Source organism: Streptomyces niphimycinicus, assembly GCF_018883605.1.
Lineage (GTDB): Bacteria > Actinomycetota > Actinomycetes > Streptomycetales > Streptomycetaceae > Streptomyces > Streptomyces niphimycinicus.
This window is the reverse complement of the sequence record NZ_JAHLEM010000194.1, coordinates 1-14,769: the sequence shown is the minus strand read 5'-3', so window position 1 is coordinate 14,769 and position 14,769 is coordinate 1. Positions and strand designations below refer to the sequence as shown.

At 69.1% G+C, this 14,769-nt stretch carries 15 protein-coding genes; 9 read left to right on the top strand and 6 right to left on the bottom strand.

What is annotated here, in order from left to right; genetic code table 11:
- The first annotated feature begins 207 nt into the window (after positions 1 to 207).
- From pstC to pstB, 3 genes are read left to right on the top strand one after another with little or no spacing between them, the layout of a single operon-like run.
- Positions 208 to 1,197 (top strand): phosphate ABC transporter permease subunit PstC, encoded by a 990-nt coding sequence (gene pstC / locus KN815_RS18635; RefSeq protein ID WP_216343083.1) that lies wholly within the window; start codon positions 208 to 210, stop codon positions 1,195 to 1,197.
- On the top strand, positions 1,194 to 2,258 hold the full coding sequence (gene pstA / locus KN815_RS18630) for a phosphate ABC transporter permease PstA (RefSeq protein WP_216343081.1): 1,065 nt from the start codon (positions 1,194 to 1,196) through the stop codon (positions 2,256 to 2,258). The genes pstC and pstA overlap by 4 nt, the downstream gene beginning before the upstream one ends.
- 26 nt (positions 2,259 to 2,284) lie before the next feature.
- Positions 2,285 to 3,061, top strand: a complete 777-nt coding sequence (gene pstB, locus KN815_RS18625; protein WP_216343079.1) for a phosphate ABC transporter ATP-binding protein PstB — start codon at positions 2,285 to 2,287, stop codon at positions 3,059 to 3,061.
- Between the two features lie 237 nt (positions 3,062 to 3,298).
- On the opposite strand, the gene KN815_RS18620 is transcribed toward pstB, so the two are convergent.
- On the bottom strand, positions 3,299 to 4,297 hold the full coding sequence (locus KN815_RS18620) for an inorganic phosphate transporter (protein WP_216343078.1): 999 nt from the start codon (positions 4,295 to 4,297) through the stop codon (positions 3,299 to 3,301).
- 8 nt (positions 4,298 to 4,305) lie between these two features.
- Positions 4,306 to 4,926: a DUF47 domain-containing protein gene (locus KN815_RS18615; protein WP_059145908.1), complete on the bottom strand. Its 621-nt coding sequence runs from the start codon at positions 4,924 to 4,926 to the stop codon at positions 4,306 to 4,308.
- A gap of 191 nt (positions 4,927 to 5,117) precedes the next feature.
- On the opposite strand from KN815_RS18615, the gene KN815_RS18610 reads away from it, so the two are divergent.
- The gene (locus KN815_RS18610) at positions 5,118 to 5,522 is read left to right on the top strand and encodes a metal-sensitive transcriptional regulator (protein WP_059145907.1); all 405 of its coding nucleotides are present in this window, start codon (positions 5,118 to 5,120) and stop codon (positions 5,520 to 5,522) included.
- A 180-nt stretch (positions 5,523 to 5,702) separates the two neighbouring features.
- Here the strand turns inward: KN815_RS18610 and KN815_RS18605 are convergent, their stop codons facing one another.
- Positions 5,703 to 5,960, bottom strand: coding sequence for a hypothetical protein (locus KN815_RS18605; RefSeq protein WP_216343084.1), 258 nt, complete (start codon positions 5,958 to 5,960; stop codon positions 5,703 to 5,705).
- Positions 5,961 to 6,159: 199 nt separating this feature from the next.
- The gene (locus tag KN815_RS18600; RefSeq protein WP_216343077.1) at positions 6,160 to 7,074 is read right to left on the bottom strand and encodes a hypothetical protein; all 915 of its coding nucleotides are present in this window, start codon (positions 7,072 to 7,074) and stop codon (positions 6,160 to 6,162) included.
- A gap of 444 nt (positions 7,075 to 7,518) precedes the next feature.
- On the opposite strand from KN815_RS18600, the gene KN815_RS18595 reads away from it, so the two are divergent.
- Positions 7,519 to 9,141 (top strand): FAD-binding oxidoreductase, encoded by a 1,623-nt coding sequence (locus KN815_RS18595; protein WP_216343076.1) that lies wholly within the window; start codon positions 7,519 to 7,521, stop codon positions 9,139 to 9,141.
- A 122-nt stretch (positions 9,142 to 9,263) separates the two neighbouring features.
- Here the strand turns inward: KN815_RS18595 and KN815_RS18590 are convergent, their stop codons facing one another.
- Positions 9,264 to 9,977: a phosphatase PAP2 family protein gene (locus tag KN815_RS18590; protein WP_216343074.1), complete on the bottom strand. Its 714-nt coding sequence runs from the start codon at positions 9,975 to 9,977 to the stop codon at positions 9,264 to 9,266.
- Positions 9,978 to 10,212: 235 nt separating this feature from the next.
- Positions 10,213 to 11,220 (bottom strand): C40 family peptidase, encoded by a 1,008-nt coding sequence (locus KN815_RS18585; protein ID WP_301184598.1) that lies wholly within the window; start codon positions 11,218 to 11,220, stop codon positions 10,213 to 10,215.
- Positions 11,221 to 11,445: 225 nt separating this feature from the next.
- Between KN815_RS18585 and KN815_RS18580 the strand changes: the two genes are divergently transcribed.
- From KN815_RS18580 to KN815_RS18565, 4 genes are all read left to right on the top strand, one after another.
- Entirely contained in the window at positions 11,446 to 11,694 is a 249-nt protein-coding gene (locus tag KN815_RS18580; protein ID WP_216343071.1) for a DUF397 domain-containing protein, read from the top strand.
- 356 nt (positions 11,695 to 12,050) lie between these two features.
- Positions 12,051 to 12,359 (top strand): DUF8827 family protein, encoded by a 309-nt coding sequence (locus KN815_RS18575; RefSeq protein ID WP_009716148.1) that lies wholly within the window; start codon positions 12,051 to 12,053, stop codon positions 12,357 to 12,359.
- A 319-nt stretch (positions 12,360 to 12,678) separates the two neighbouring features.
- Positions 12,679 to 13,569, top strand: a complete 891-nt coding sequence (locus KN815_RS18570; protein ID WP_216343065.1) for a DUF8175 domain-containg protein — start codon at positions 12,679 to 12,681, stop codon at positions 13,567 to 13,569.
- The coding region (locus KN815_RS18565) for a hypothetical protein (RefSeq protein WP_216343064.1) at positions 13,559 to 14,769 on the top strand (1,211 nt) is incomplete at its 3' end. The genes KN815_RS18570 and KN815_RS18565, both read left to right, overlap by 11 nt.

The following is a 14,769-nucleotide window of genomic DNA, read 5'->3' as shown; positions in this document are numbered from 1 at the left end:
ACGGCCAGACCTCCCTCAAGGAGCTGGGCTACGCCCCGCTCCCGACCGAGATCGCCAACAAGGTCCGCGAGAGCGTCAAGAGCCTCTCCTGACCCGAATGCGGCTGACTCCGCCGCGGCGATCGCCGCGGCGGAGTCAGCCGCATTGTCCGGTGCACCGCCGCACCAGGAGCCTCATCCACATCAGGCTCCGCAGACCGGAGAACTCATGAAAACGGATATAGAACCCACATCGTCAGCCGCCGGGTCTCCACCCAAGGTCAGGACCCGCTCCACCGGCCGCGCCGGTGACAAGATCTTCCTCGCCCTCTCGCGGGGTTCTGGTATCGCGCTGCTGGTGATCATGGCGGCCATCGCGGCCTTCCTCACCTACCGCGCCGCCATCGCGATCTCCAAGGACGAGGCCAACTTCCTCACGTACTTCGAGTGGAACACCGGCTCCTCGCCGATGCGGTTCGGCATCGCCGTCCTCGCCTACGGCACGATCGTCAGCTCGATCATCGCCATGGTCATCGCGGTCCCGGTCGCGGTGGGCATCGCGCTGTTCATCTCGCACTACGCCCCGCGCCGGCTGGCCACCCCGGTCGCCTACGTCATCGACCTGCTCGCCGCGGTCCCCAGCATCGTCTACGGCCTGTGGGGCGCGCTCTTCCTGGTCCCGCATCTGACCGGGCTGTACACCTGGTTCGACGACTACCTCGGCTGGACCGGCATCCTCAGCTACCAGGGCGGCGCCGCGCGCTCCCTGTTCACCGTCGGCATCCTGCTGGCGATCATGATTCTGCCGATCGTCACCAGCGTGAGCCGCGAGGTGTTCCGGCAGGTCCCGAAGATGCACGAGGAGGCGGCGCTGGCGCTCGGCGCGACCCGCTGGGAGGTCATCCGGATGTCGGTGCTCCCCTTCGGCCGCTCCGGCATCATCAGCGCCTCGATGCTGGGCCTCGGCCGTGCGCTGGGCGAGACCATGGCGGTCGCCACCGTGCTGTCCCCCAACTTCCTGATCGAGACCAGCCTGCTGGACCCGGGCGGCGGCACCTTCGCCCAGAACATCGCCAGCCGCTTCAAGGAAGCCGGTAACGACGGCCGCGACGCGCTGATCGCCTCCGGTCTCGTGCTGTTCGTCATCACCCTGCTGGTGAACGGCGCCGCGCGAATGATCATCGCCCGCCGCAAGGAGTACTCGGGGACCGCCGCATGAGTAATGCCGTTGTTGATAAGGGCGCGCACCGCGCTTCCAGCCTCAAGCAGGCCCGGCTGCCGCGGTGGACCCCGTACGCCCTGGTCGTCGGCTCGGCGGCGGTGGGAGCGGGCATCGGCACCGCCCTGGGGATGGGCAGTCCGTTCCAGATGGGCCTGATCGCCGCCCTGGTGTTCATCATCGCCTCGTACATCCTCGGCGCCGTGGTCGAGGGTGGCCGGCAGGCCAGGGACCGGCTGGCCACCAGCCTGGTCTGGGTCTGCTTCCTGCTCGCCGTCATCCCGCTGCTCTCCCTGCTCTGGGAGACCATCGACCGGGGCCGGACGGTGCTCGACGGCTACTTCCTGGGCCACTCCATGGAGGGTGTGCAGACGATCCTGCCCGGCGGTGGCGCGTACCACGCGATCATCGGCACCCTGGAGCAGGTCGGCCTCGCCACGCTCATCGCCGTTCCGATCGGCCTGCTGACCGCCATCTACCTGGTGGAGTACGGCCGCGGTCAACTCGCCAAGGCCGTCACCTTCTTCGTCGACGTGATGACGGGTATCCCCTCGATCGTCGCCGGTCTGTTCATCCTCAGCTTCTGGATCATCATCCTCGACTTCGGCTACTCGGGCTTCGCCGGCGCCATGGCGCTGGCCATCCTGATGATGCCGATCGTCGTCCGCTCGACCGAGGAAATGCTCAAGCTCGTCCCGGACGAGCTGCGTGAGGCGTCCCTCGCGCTCGGCGTGCCCAAGTGGCGCACCATCCTCAAGGTGGTGCTGCCCACCGCGATCGGCGGAATCACCACCGGTGTGATGCTGGCGGTCGCCCGTATCGCCGGTGAGTCCGCCCCCATCGTGCTGCTGGTCTTCGGTGCCACCGGGATCAACAACAACCCGTTCGAAGGCGCCCAGTCGTCGCTGCCGTACTACATCTACGAGCAGTGGCAGCTCGGCAACGATGCCTCCTTCAACCGGGCCTGGGCCGCGGCGCTCGTGCTCATCGCCTTCGTCATGATCCTGAACCTGGTGGCCCGCGGCATCGCCCGCTGGAAGGCCCCGAAGTCCGGCCGCTGAGGCCAAGAAGAAGAGAAGTGATTCACATGGCCAAGCGCATCGACGTCAGCGGGCTGACTGCCTACTACGGCACCCACAAAGCCATCGAGGACATCTCGATGACGGTCGAGCCCCGCTCGGTGACCGCCTTCATCGGCCCCTCGGGCTGCGGCAAGTCGACCTTCCTGCGCACCCTCAACCGGATGCACGAGGTCACCCCCGGCGGCCGGGTCGAGGGCAAGGTGATGCTCGACGACGAGAACCTCTACGGCTCGGGCGTGGACCCGGTCTCCGTGCGGCGCACGGTCGGCATGGTCTTCCAGCGCCCCAACCCGTTCCCGACGATGTCCATCTTCGAGAACGTCGCCGCCGGGCTGAAGCTCAACGGCTCGTACCGCAAGAGCGAGCTCGAGGCCATCGTCGAGAAGTCCCTCAAGGGCGCGAACCTCTGGAACGAGGTCAAGGACCGGCTGAACAAGCCGGGCGCCGGGCTCTCCGGTGGTCAGCAGCAGCGGCTGTGCATCGCCCGCGCCATCGCGGTCGAGCCCGATGTGCTGCTGATGGACGAGCCCTGCTCGGCGCTCGACCCGATATCGACGCTCGCCATCGAGGACCTGATCGGTGAGCTCAAGGAGCGCTTCACGATCGTCATCGTGACGCACAACATGCAGCAGGCGGCGCGCGTCTCGGACCGTACGGCCTTCTTCAACCTGGCCGGCGTCGGCCAGCCCGGCAAGCTCATCGAGATCGACGAGACCGAGCGGATCTTCTCCAACCCGTCGGTGCAGGCGACCGAGGACTACATCTCGGGCCGCTTCGGCTGACCAGACTCCTCGCCCGCGCTGTGGGCGAGGACAGAACGTCCTGCGGTGCTGCATGGCGGTGCCACCGCAAGACGAAGGGCCCGCCCCTGGCTCCCGGGGGCGGGCCCGCTTTTGTGTGCCTGCTTCGTGTGCCTGCTTCGTGCGTCCGCTTCGTGCGTCCGCTTCGTGCGTCCGCTTCGTGTATCTGCGTACGGCGGTCGGCCGCAGTCGGCCGTGGTCAGCCGCGGCGTGCGGCGGTCAGCCGAAGGCCAGGTTGACGATCCAGTAGCTGAGCGCGGCGACTCCGGCCGCGGCGGGCATGGTGATGAACCAGCCGAGAATGATGTTCTTCGCGACCCCCCAGCGGACCGCGCTCACCCGCTTCGTCGCCCCCACACCCATGATCGCCGAGGTGATCACATGGGTGGTCGAGATGGGCGCCTGGAACATGAACGACGCCGTGTACATGACCCCGGCCGCCGTGGTCTCCGCCGCGAACCCCTGCGGCGGGTCCAGCTCGATGATCCGCCGTCCCAGCGTGCGCATGATGCGCCAGCCGCCCGCGTAGGTGCCGAGCGACAGCATCGCGGCGCAGGAGATCTTCACCCACACCGGAATCGCGTCGCCTTCGTCCTCGACACCCCCGATGACCAGGGCCATCACCACGACACCCATGGTCTTCTGGGCGTCCTGGAGGCCGTGGCCGAGCGCCATGCCCGCCGCCGAGACGGTCTGCGCTATCCGGAAGCCGCGCTTGGCCTTGTGCGGGTTCGCGTCACGGAACAGCCAGAGGATGATCACCATCACGAAGTAGCCCAGCACCAGGCCGACGATGGGAGAGAGGACCATCGGGATGACGATCTTCTCCAGCACCCCGTCCCAGTGGACCGTGCTCGCCCCCGCCAGCGCCGCGCCGACCAGCCCGCCGAACAGCGCGTGCGAGGAGGAGGACGGCAGACCGTAGTACCAGGTCACCATGTTCCAGGTGATCGCGCCGACCAGCCCGGCAAACAAGATCATCATGCCTTGGCCGCCGGTGGGGGTGGCGATCAGGCCCTCACTGACGGTCTTGGCGACACCGCTGCCCAGGAAGGCACCGGCGAGGTTCATCACGGCGGCCATCGCGAGCGCCGCCCTGGGGGTCAGCGCCCGGGTGGAGACCGAGGTCGCGATGGCGTTGGCCGAGTCGTGGAAGCCGTTGGTATAGGTGAAGAAGAGCGCGACCGCGATGGTCACGACAAGCGCGAAGGTGTCCATGCCGGGGCTCAGGACTCCTTGACGGCGATGGTCTCGACCGTGTTGGCCACATGCTCGAAGGCGTCGGCCGCTTCCTCCAGCACATCGACGATCTGCTTGAGCTTGAGCACCTCTATCGCGTCGTACTTACCGTTGAAGAGGTGGGCCAGCAGCTTGCGGTGGATCTGGTCCGCCTGGTTCTCCAGCCGGTTGACCTCGATCCAGTACTCGGTGAGGTTGGTCATGGTGCGCAGATTCGGCATCGCCTCGGCGGTCAGCTCGGCCGCCCGCGCCAGCACCTCGATCTGCTGCTCGACCCCCTTGGGCAGCTCGTCGACCTGGTAGAGGACGACCAGGTCGACGGCCTCCTCCATGAAGTCCATGATGTCGTCGAGGGACGAGGCCAGGCGGTAGATGTCCTCACGGTCGAACGGCGTGATGAAGGAGGAGTTGAGCTGGTGGAAGATCGCGTGTGTGGCGTCGTCCCCCGCGTGCTCCGCGGCCCTCATCCGCTCCGAGATCTCGGCACGAGCGGAGGAGTCCGCCCCGAGCAGTTCCATCAGGAGCTTGGAGCCGGTAACGATGTTGTCCGCGGATGCGGCGAACATGTCGTAGAAGCTCGTCTCCCTGGGGGTCAGACGAAAGCGCACTGGGGATCCTCGGATGCAGCGGATGGGGACTCGTCGATGCTAGGCGCATCTTCCGGCCACGGTAACCGGCGATCCCAGTGTCGCCCATCGGGCAGAGTGCTCAGCACGGGGGCCCGGTTCGACCGGAAAAGCCGGTACCATATACCCACTGGGGGTATATGCGGACATTGCGTAATCAACGGGAGGACGCCATGACGACCACGGCAGCCGACACCACCGCGCCCACCGATGGCGACGAGCGGGGCCAGACGTCCGGGCATACTTCCGCCCAGGAGTCCGTACCCCACGGTGGCCATGGATACGCCAAACAAAAGGATCAGCACCTCAAGCGTTTGCGCCGGATCGAGGGCCAGATCAGGGGACTGCAAAGGATGGTCGAGGAAGACGTCTATTGCATCGACATACTCACCCAGGTCTCGGCCGGCACCAAGGCGCTCCAGTCCTTCGCCCTCCAACTACTCGAGGAGCATCTGCGCCACTGCGTCGCCAGCGCGGCCGTGGAGAGCGCCGCCCAGGGCGAGACGGAGGGCACGAGCGAGGTCGACGCCAAGGTGGCCGAGGCCACGGCGGCCATCGCCCGGCTGCTGCGGACCTGAGCACCGGCCCGGCTCTTACCGGGCGCGGATACGACCGCGGCCGGACATAGAGCGGCCGGGTACAGAGCGGCCGGGTATAGAGAGGACCACCGCCGGGTGCGGAATATCGCTCCCGCCTCGCCGGACGGGCCGCTCGCCGGACGGGGCCGCTGGGCACCCGCCGGCGAGACGGCGACTCCGCTACGGAGCGTCCGGGCCCTCGGCCTCCGGGGCGCCCGCCGATTCCTCGGCACCCCTGACATCCTCGGCGCGATCGGCGCTATGGGCACCCTCGGCCCGCTTGACACCCCTGGCACCCTTGGCACCCTTGGCGCCATTAGCACCCTTGGCACCCTTGGCTCCCTCGGCCGAATCTGATCGGTCGGCCTGCACCCGGAGCACCTCGTCGATACGGTCCGTACTGAGCCTGTCCTCGTCCGCGCTCGACGCAGCGATCATCAAGTCACCATAGAGATCGATTTCGACGAGGGCCACGGGGTCCGGGCCCGACGAGCCGCGACGCGCAACCACGTGTTTCACCTCCTCCAGCGAGCACCTGCGAGCACTTTCGAGCAGCGGCTTCCCAGCGTAGGGATCGGTACACACTCCGCGCATGGCACGGATGGGCCATTTCGAAGGGCAAAGCGGGCCCCTCCGACTACTTCTGAGGTGATCCGACCTTCCCTGTGTAGATATCCGTGGGCTTGGGGAGCTCGACCACGGCCGGCGCCCCGAAGTCGTACAGCTCCGTCGTCGAGGCGACGCCCACCGCACCGCGCCGCCCGGCGGCGTCCGGCCCCGCCGTCGCCTCCTGGCCGTCGGTCCGGCTGCTCACCGTGAACCGGTGCCGCACCTCGCGCAGCCGGCCGAGCCCGTCGAGATAGGCGTCGAAGGTCACCGTGTTCTCGTCGAACCCCCTCGCCGCGGCCACCAGCGACCCCCGCGCGCCCTCCGACGCGGCCCGGGCCGCCCGGCCGATGTCGGTGATGCCGCGATAGTGGCGCACCAGATCCCCGTCGAGCCCCTCCTCGCCGACCAGGCTGGCCCTCCGCACCCCGCGCAGCAGTTCGGCGGCGGTCAGCGGATCCGTGGCCCCGCCGGTGACGAGATTACCGTCGGGAATATCCGTCGTATCCACCCGCACCCACTTATCGCGCGGAATGCCCGCCCCGCGGTTGCGCATGAAAAGAGCACCGGAGGCCAGGAGTTCGGTGATCGGCGCATGCTCGGCGGCCCCCATCGCGTCCCTCGGCAGCAGCAGCCGCAGCCGGCCCAGCCGCTTCTCGAAGTCGTACGCGCCACTGCCGCGGATGGACACGCGGGTGCCACCCGTCGCCGTCTCCATGGTGGTGCGGACCCGTGAGCTGCCCGATCCGACCAGCACGTCCGCGGCCCGGTGCAGCACCGTGACCGCGCTCTCCCGCGCCGTGCCGGCGGGGCGTTCATCGGCCGCGGTCTCGGTGGTACAGCCGCTGACGGTCGCCAGCGACATGGCCAGCAGGCTACCCGACACGACACCGGCGACCGCTCTCACCCGTCTCCGTACGCCGAGCCCGCGCTGCTGGAACTCCATCGACCGCCGACCCCCTGGCCACGCTCGTCCACGCTTGATACTTGTTCGTTTAACGATCAGCACCGGTCGCCCGTCACGGCCCGGTAGCGTGGTCATGTGCTCGACTCAGGCGATATAGGCCCCGGCCAGGACCGCACCACCACCATGGAGCGGGGCTCCTTCTCCATCGCCCGCTGCACCTGCGGCTGGTCCGGTCCGGCCCGGCGCGCCAGAGCCACCGCCCGCGACGACGCTGCGGCTCATGCGACGGCCCGTCACTCCCCGTCCGACACAAGCGATTCATCGGACTCGTCCGATTAGTGGGGCTTGTCCGTCCCCCGACAACACTTCGGCAACGAGCGGAACCACACCCCCCGGCCCCTCCCTCTGACCCAAGGACCGGGCCGGCTTCGCGGTGGCCCGGTCGACGGTTGAGAGCAGCGTCGACAGGGAGGGGACACCGCCATGAACCGGCGGACACTGCTGGCAGCGGGCACGGGGCTGACGGCCACCGCCACTTGGGCCACCGCGTGCGACGACGACGCGGGAAAGGCCGGCGGTGAGGCGACCTCCGCCGACTCCGCCTCCGCCTCCTCCTCCGCGCCGGACGCCCGTACGGCCTCGGCGAGCGGCAGGCGCGGCGCCATCGACGGCAAGCCGAAGTCCGCCGACTGGAGCGCGCTCGGCAAGGACCTCCAGGGCGATCTGGTGCGCCCCGGCGACTCCGACTACACCTCCGCCAGCCGGCTCTACAACACCCGCTTCGACCATCTGCGCCCCGCCGCCGTCGCCTATATAGAGAACACCTCGGACATTTCCGCCTGTCTGGACTTCGCCCGCCGCCATGGCGCCCCCGTCGCCATCCGCAACGGCGGTCACTCCTACGCCGGGTGGTCGAGCGGCGACGGCCGTCTCGTCATCGACGTCTCCGCGCTCTCGTCGATCCGTACGGCCTCCGGCGAGGCGCGGATCGGCGGCGGCGCCAAGCTCATCGACGTCTACACCTCACTCGGCGCCCGCGGGGTCACCGTCCCCGGCGGCTCCTGCCCGAGCGTCGGCATCTCGGGGCTGACCCTCGGCGGCGGCCACGGTGTGGTCTCCCGGGCATACGGGCTGACCTCCGACAGCCTTACGGGCGCCACGATCGTCACCGCGGACGGTAAGGCCCTCGAGGTCTCCAAGAACCGCGAGGCCGATCTGTTCTGGGCGCTGCGCGGTGCGGGCAACGGCAACTTCGGCGTCGTCACCGAACTGCGGTTCCGTACGCATAAGGCGGCCGACGGCGTGACTTGCTATATGTCATGGCCATGGTCCAAGGCCGCGAAGGTGCTGAGCGCCTGGCAGAAGTGGGGCCCGGACCAGCCGGACGAGATCTGGTCGGCGCTGCATCTGTCGGCCGCCCCCGGGGGCACCCCCACCGTCTCCATCAGTTGCTTCTCACTCGGCACCTACGGCGCCCTCCAGAACGCGGTGGACCGGCTCGCCGACGGACCGGGCGGCCCCGGCCCGGCCACCCGGGTCAGCCTGCGCCGCCGCGGCTACGTCGACGCCATGCGGATGTACGCGGGCTGTGGCGACATCTCGACGACCAACTGCCATCTGCCGGGCGACAAGCCCGGCCGCAGCACCTCCGGGGTGCTCAATCGCGAGACCTACGCGGCACGCTCGGACTTCTACGACCGCTCGCTGAGCCAGGCGGGCGTACGGGCCATGCTCGACCAGGTGGAGCGCTACGGGCGGCGCACCGGCGGCGGGGGCGCGGTGAGCATCGCGCTGACCGCGCTCGGCGGCGCGGTCAACCGGGTCTCGCCCACGGCCACGTCCTTCGTCCACCGCCGCTCGCGGTTCCTCGCCCAGTACACCGCCTCCTGGGCGGCGAGCGGCTCCGGCAGCGCGGGCAACACCTGGCTGGACGGGGCCCATACGGCGATGCGGCGGTACGCCTCCGGGGCGGCGTACCAGAACTACACGGACGCGTCGCTGAAGGACTGGCGCTCGGCCTACTACGGCACGGCCGCCGACAAGCTGACCCGGCTGAAGAAGCGCTACGACCCGGACCGGCTCTTCGACTTCCCGCAAGCGCTGTAGGGCCGTTCGCCGACGAGGGGAGCCTGAGATGACAGAAGGCCCGGCAGCCGCCGGGCCTTCGTCGCATCCGTAAGGAGGCCATCAGGCGCATCCGCAAGGGAGCCGCGTCCGTAAGGGAGCCGCTAGGCCGCCAGATCCTTGTTCTCGTGGTCGCCGCCGGCCGAGCGGGACTCGGAGAGTTCCGCACACGCCCCGTCGGCGCCCCGGTGGGCGGCGGCGGGCTCGGCCCGTATCAGCCGGCCGACGCGCGAACTCGCGACCGCCGTGGTCAGAGGTGTCAGCAGCATCATCGCGAGCGGCGCCAGCAGCAGCGTGACCGCCGTCCCCAGGGCGAACCCGCCGATCACATCGGTCGGGTAGTGGACCCCCATATAGACGCGGCAGAACCCTTCCAGCAGCGCGAGCCCTATCGCGGCCACCCCGTAGGCGCGGTGGGCCATGAAGACGCCGACGGCGACCGCCATGGTCAGCGTCGCGTGGTCGCTGACGAACGAGAAGTCGGTCTTGCCCGCCACCAGTACGTCGAGCCCCTGGTGGTCCTTGAAGGGCCTCGGCCGCTCGACGAAGCCGCGGATCGGGATGTTGGCGAACAGCGCCAGCCCGGCGGCCAGCGGGGCCCACACCAGCCCGGCGACGGCCGACGGCGCCTCCTGCGGTCGCTTCCGCACGCTCCACCAGGCGGCCAGGGTCACCAGGGCGAGCCCGATGATGATCCCGTACTCGCCGACGAACTCCATGACGCGGTCGAACCAGTGGGGGGCGTCCTTCGCCAGCCCGTTGATGTCGTAGAGAAGGCTGACATCGGGGTTCGACCCGTCCAGTGCGAGTCCAGCCATGTGCCGTAGCCCCTTATCTCTTGCCTGTCACTACGTGCAGCCGCCGACCCCCGTAATGCCTTGCGGTACGTGGCATCGCGACCGGCGCCGGAGAGTCCGCCGTCGATCCACGCTGATCCACGATCCGATCCACCTCCAGGGAACTCCCTCTTCTCGCCGGGGGTTCCGTACTCCACCCAACGATCACCGGGACGTTATCGAAGGGTGACCGATCGTCGCAGCTCAGGGGGAATCCTTACGCGGAGTTCCCCCGCGGCAGCGCTTTCGCGCCATCTTGAGTCACCCGTGTAGCACCGATGTAGTCCGGCGAGTCGATCTTGTCAAAACGGATCACCGCACCGGTGTAGGGCGCGTTGATCATGTAACCGCCGCCCACGTACATCCCCACGTGGTGGATGGATCTCGGGTCGTCGAGGTCATAGGCGAAGAAGACCAGGTCCCCGGGGAGCAGCTCGCTCCGCTTGGGGTGGGGTCCGGCGTTCCACTGATCGTTGGCGACGCGCGGCAGATCGATCCCGACCGTCTTGTACGCCGCCTTCGTCAGCCCCGAGCAGTCGAACCGCCCGCCCTCCTCCGGCGTGCCGTTCCCGCCCCACAGATAGGGCTTGCCGAGCTGCTTCTGCGCGAAGTAGATCGCCCCGGCCGACTGCTGGGAGGGCTGGACCTTCTGGATCGGCGCCTCGAAGCTCTTGGCGAGGGTGGTGATGGTCTTCACGTAGTTCTGGGTCTCGCGGTACGGCGGCACCCCGCCGTACTTGATCACGGCATAGGCGCCCGCGTTGTACGAGGCCAGCATGTTGTGCGTCTGATTGCCCGGCACGTCCTTGACGTACTTGGCGAGCGAGCAGTCATAGGCGGCCGCCGACGGGATCGCGTCCTGCGGGTCCCAGATGTCCCTGACGCCGTCCTTATTGCCGTCGACCCCGTGCGAGGCCCAGGTGGCGGGGATGAACTGCGCTATCCCCTTGGCATTGGCCGGGCTCTGCGCCTTCGCGTTCCAGCCGCTCTCCTGGTAGAGCTGCGCGGCGAGGAGCGCGGGATTGATGGCGGGGCAGGAGTTCCCGTACCGCTGGATCAGCGGCTCGTACGAGGAGGGAACGGCGCCCTTCGCCAGCCCGACGGCCTTACCGCCCGCACCGCCGACGAGATCCGCCGCGACCATATAGGTGCCGACGACGAGCAGCGCGACGAAGGAAAAGGAGACTCCGATACCGACACTGACACCCAGCCAGACCTTACGCACCCGGCCATCCTCCCCCATCCGCCCGCGATGCGAACGCGTTTACGTCCCCACGGCGAAAATCAGCCGCTCCCCAGCCGAAACCATACGGCCGGCCGCCGACGCGCGCCCCCTTGCGCGCCGCCCAGCCGCCCCGCGCGCCTCACCGCTCCGCCCAGGCCGCCTCTCACGGAACCACGCACCGCGTAGAGTCCAGCCGTCCGAGCACCACGACCCTGGGGACCACAGATGACACGGCGCGACTGGCAAGAGCTCGACTGGCAGCGGGCCGCACCCGCCGACAGCGAGGAGGGCCGCGCCTACCTCGAGGTGGCCGTCGGCCCCGACGACCAGATCATGATGCGCGAGAGCAACGACCCAAAGACCGTGGTCGTCACGACCCGGACCAAGTGGGAGGCGTTCATCAAGGGCGTCAAGGCGGGCGAATTCGACGACTTCGCCGACCTCGCGGAGACCGACGAGCCCGCGGGGAAGTGAGCGGCTGACGGCCGTTCACCGATGGCCCTCTGGCTCGCGCCGACGGCCTTGACCGAGGCCCTCAGCGCCGGTCCTCACCGAGGGCCTCACCGCTCGCCCCCACTGAGGGCCCTCACCGCCGGTCCTCACTGATCGTTGCCCGACGCCCACCCGCGTGATACACAGAGTGACCATACGACACTCCGTTGACACGCCTCACACGTCCGCCAGACGGCCGTGTCCTACAACACGCACGAGATCCGCCAAGAAATGCCGCCAAGTCGACATGCGGAAGCGGATTCATCAGCGAAGATAGAGGCTGACCCACGCCATTCCGGCGGGGGACACAACAACCCACAAGGGGCGGTGAGTTCATCATGTTCCTAGCGGCCGAAAAGGGCGACATCAACACCATCATCGGTGGAATCGCCCCAGACTGGGGCCCGTTCGGCAGCCTGGGCAGCGAGGCCCGCGTCATGATCGAGGTCGTGATGGCGGTCGCACTGCTGCTGTGCTTCGGCATCGCCATCTGGGGCGCGGCCAAGCAGCGGATCGGCGCGACGGCCCTGCGGGACACCTTCAGCGCGGAACAGGGCAAGGGACTGATCGTCGCCGGCCTGACCGGTGTGTTCATCATCGGTTCACTGGGCACTCTCTTCACGATCGTGTACGGCATGGCCATCTAGCCGCACCCCCGCCCGCCCCCGAGCCGCCCCCCTGCGCGGGGCGCACACCCCTGGCCGCAAGCCCCGCTCCCGATTCCCCCTACCGGCCCCCCACCCCGTACCCGAGGCTGCTCCCTGATGCCCGCTCCCGCTCACCACGCTGAGGACGTGTCAGCTTGATGTCCACTCACACCAGCGCGCCCGAGCGTCAGTCCTCGCCGCTACCGTCGTATGCGGGTGACGGAAGAGGGACCATGGACGACGCGGCCGGCACGATCGGCAGGCTCGGCGGGATCAGCAGGCTCGGCAGGCTCGGCACGGGTGAAGGGGCGTACGCAGGATGAGTCTCGGCGGCGACGACGGATACGGCGGTGACTACGAGGGCCATGAGGCGCGCCGCGGCCGCGGCGCGGCCCCTGGAGATCACCTGACGCGCACCCGCCTGCCCGAGGGCGACGGCGACCCCTACGGCCCGCCCCGCCGAGCCCCCGGCCGCGCCGGCAAGCCCAGCCGCAACCTGATCACCGTGGTCGGCGTCGTCGTCCTCCTCCTCGCGGCCATCGCCTTCGTCAACCGCGGCGGCGGCAAGGACGGCGGCTCCAGCAGCGACGACACCGGCGGCACCGGCACCGAAGCCCGCCCCACCGCCCCCACGGGCGAGCGCCCGGTCGATGGCAAGAACAACACCACGGGCATCGCCTCGGGCTTCGCCAAGTCGGAACAGGGAGCCCAGAGCGCGGCGGCGAACTACGCGGTGGCGCTGGGGTCCGCCGATATGTACAACCGCGACCGACGCCATGAGATCGTCCCCCAGATCTTCACCAGCGCCGCCGCCGACCGGCTCCAGACCAGGCTCGACAAGGCGTACTCCGGGGCATCCCTGGAGAGAATCGGCCTGGACGCGAACGGTAAGGCGCCCGACGGCATGACCTACGTCTCGCGTACCGCCCCCGTGGGCACGAAGGTCGGCAAAGTCTCGGACACCAGCGCGACCGTCGCGGTCTGGTGCACCGGCGTATTCGGCACGGCCGGAGAGGGATCGAAGAACCCGGTCACCAACGACTGGTTCACCCTGACGCTCAAGCTGCGGTGGGTGAACAACGACTGGAAGGCCGAGAGCTACTCGCAGAAGGCCGGTCCGGCACCGGTCAACAGCGACCGCACCGCGTCCACGGCCGATGAGATCGCCAAGGCAGTCGAGCAGTACGGAGGGTTCACCTATGCCCGCTAGCCCCCGCCGACGCGCTCTCACCCTCGCCGGAGCCCTGGCTTCCGTGCAGACGGCAGCCATCCTCCTGGCCAGCCGCGCCGCGGCGGCGCCCTCGCCGACCCCCACTCCGTCGGGCAGCAAACAGGACGACTGCGAGCTCCTCCTCGGTCAGGTCCGAGAGAACTGCGAAAAGGGCGGCGGCAGCGGCGGCTCCAGCGGCCCCCCCGACCCCTCCAACCCCCTGGACCCCGCCGCCTCCCTCGCCCGCGGCTGCGCCGACGCCGCCGCCTGGCTCGTCGGCAAGCTCTCCAAGCTGGTCAAGGAGACGGCCACCGTCGACTTCACCAACGAGGCTTTCCTCCGCCAGTACGCAGTCGTCTTCGCCGCCTCCACCGTCCTCACCCTCATCCTCTGGCTCCTCGCCGTCGCCAAGCGCGCCATCCGCGGCGTCCCCCTCGGCGAGGCGCTCTCCGAAGCCATAGGCTTCCTCTGGCTGACGGTCCTGGCCTCCGCCTTCACCCCCCTCATCCTCTATACGGTCGTCACCGCGACCGACGCCGTCACCGAAGCCATCGCCTCCGGCACCGGTGCGGACAACGACGCCTTCTTCGGCTCCTTCGCCCAGGCGCTCAAGCGGGACGAGGACATCGGCGGCGGCCCGATCATGCTCATCGTCGTCTCGCTCGTGACGATCCTCGCCGCCGGCGTCCTCTGCCTCGAGCTCGTCATCCGCGCCGCCCTCCTCTACGTGGGCGCGCTGCTCGGCACCGCCGTCTACTCGGGCCTCGTCGACAAGAACATGTGGGGGCATGTGCGCCGCTGGGCGGGGATCATGATCGCCGTGATCCTCGTCAAGCCGGTGATCATGATCGTGCTGGCCCTCGCCGGCGCGCTCTCCACCTCCGGTGACAAGCCCGACGCCTTCTCGGCCGTCGTCTCCGGCCTGTCCATCATCATCCTCGCCATCTTCGCCAGCGCGATGATCTACCGCTTCGTGCCCGGCTTCGGCGATGAGATCGTCAAGGCCCGCAGCGCCAGCTCCGACCCCGCGTCCCGCCAGGCCGCCGCCGTCATCACTTCCCCCGCCGCCCTGGTGAAGCAGGGCATCAACGCCCACAGCGCCCGCGGCGGAGGCGAGGCCGGCGGGGGCGGCGCGGGGCAGGCCAGGCCCGCCAACCCCGTCTCCGGCGGCGTGGCGGCCCACAGCACCCGCACCAGCGG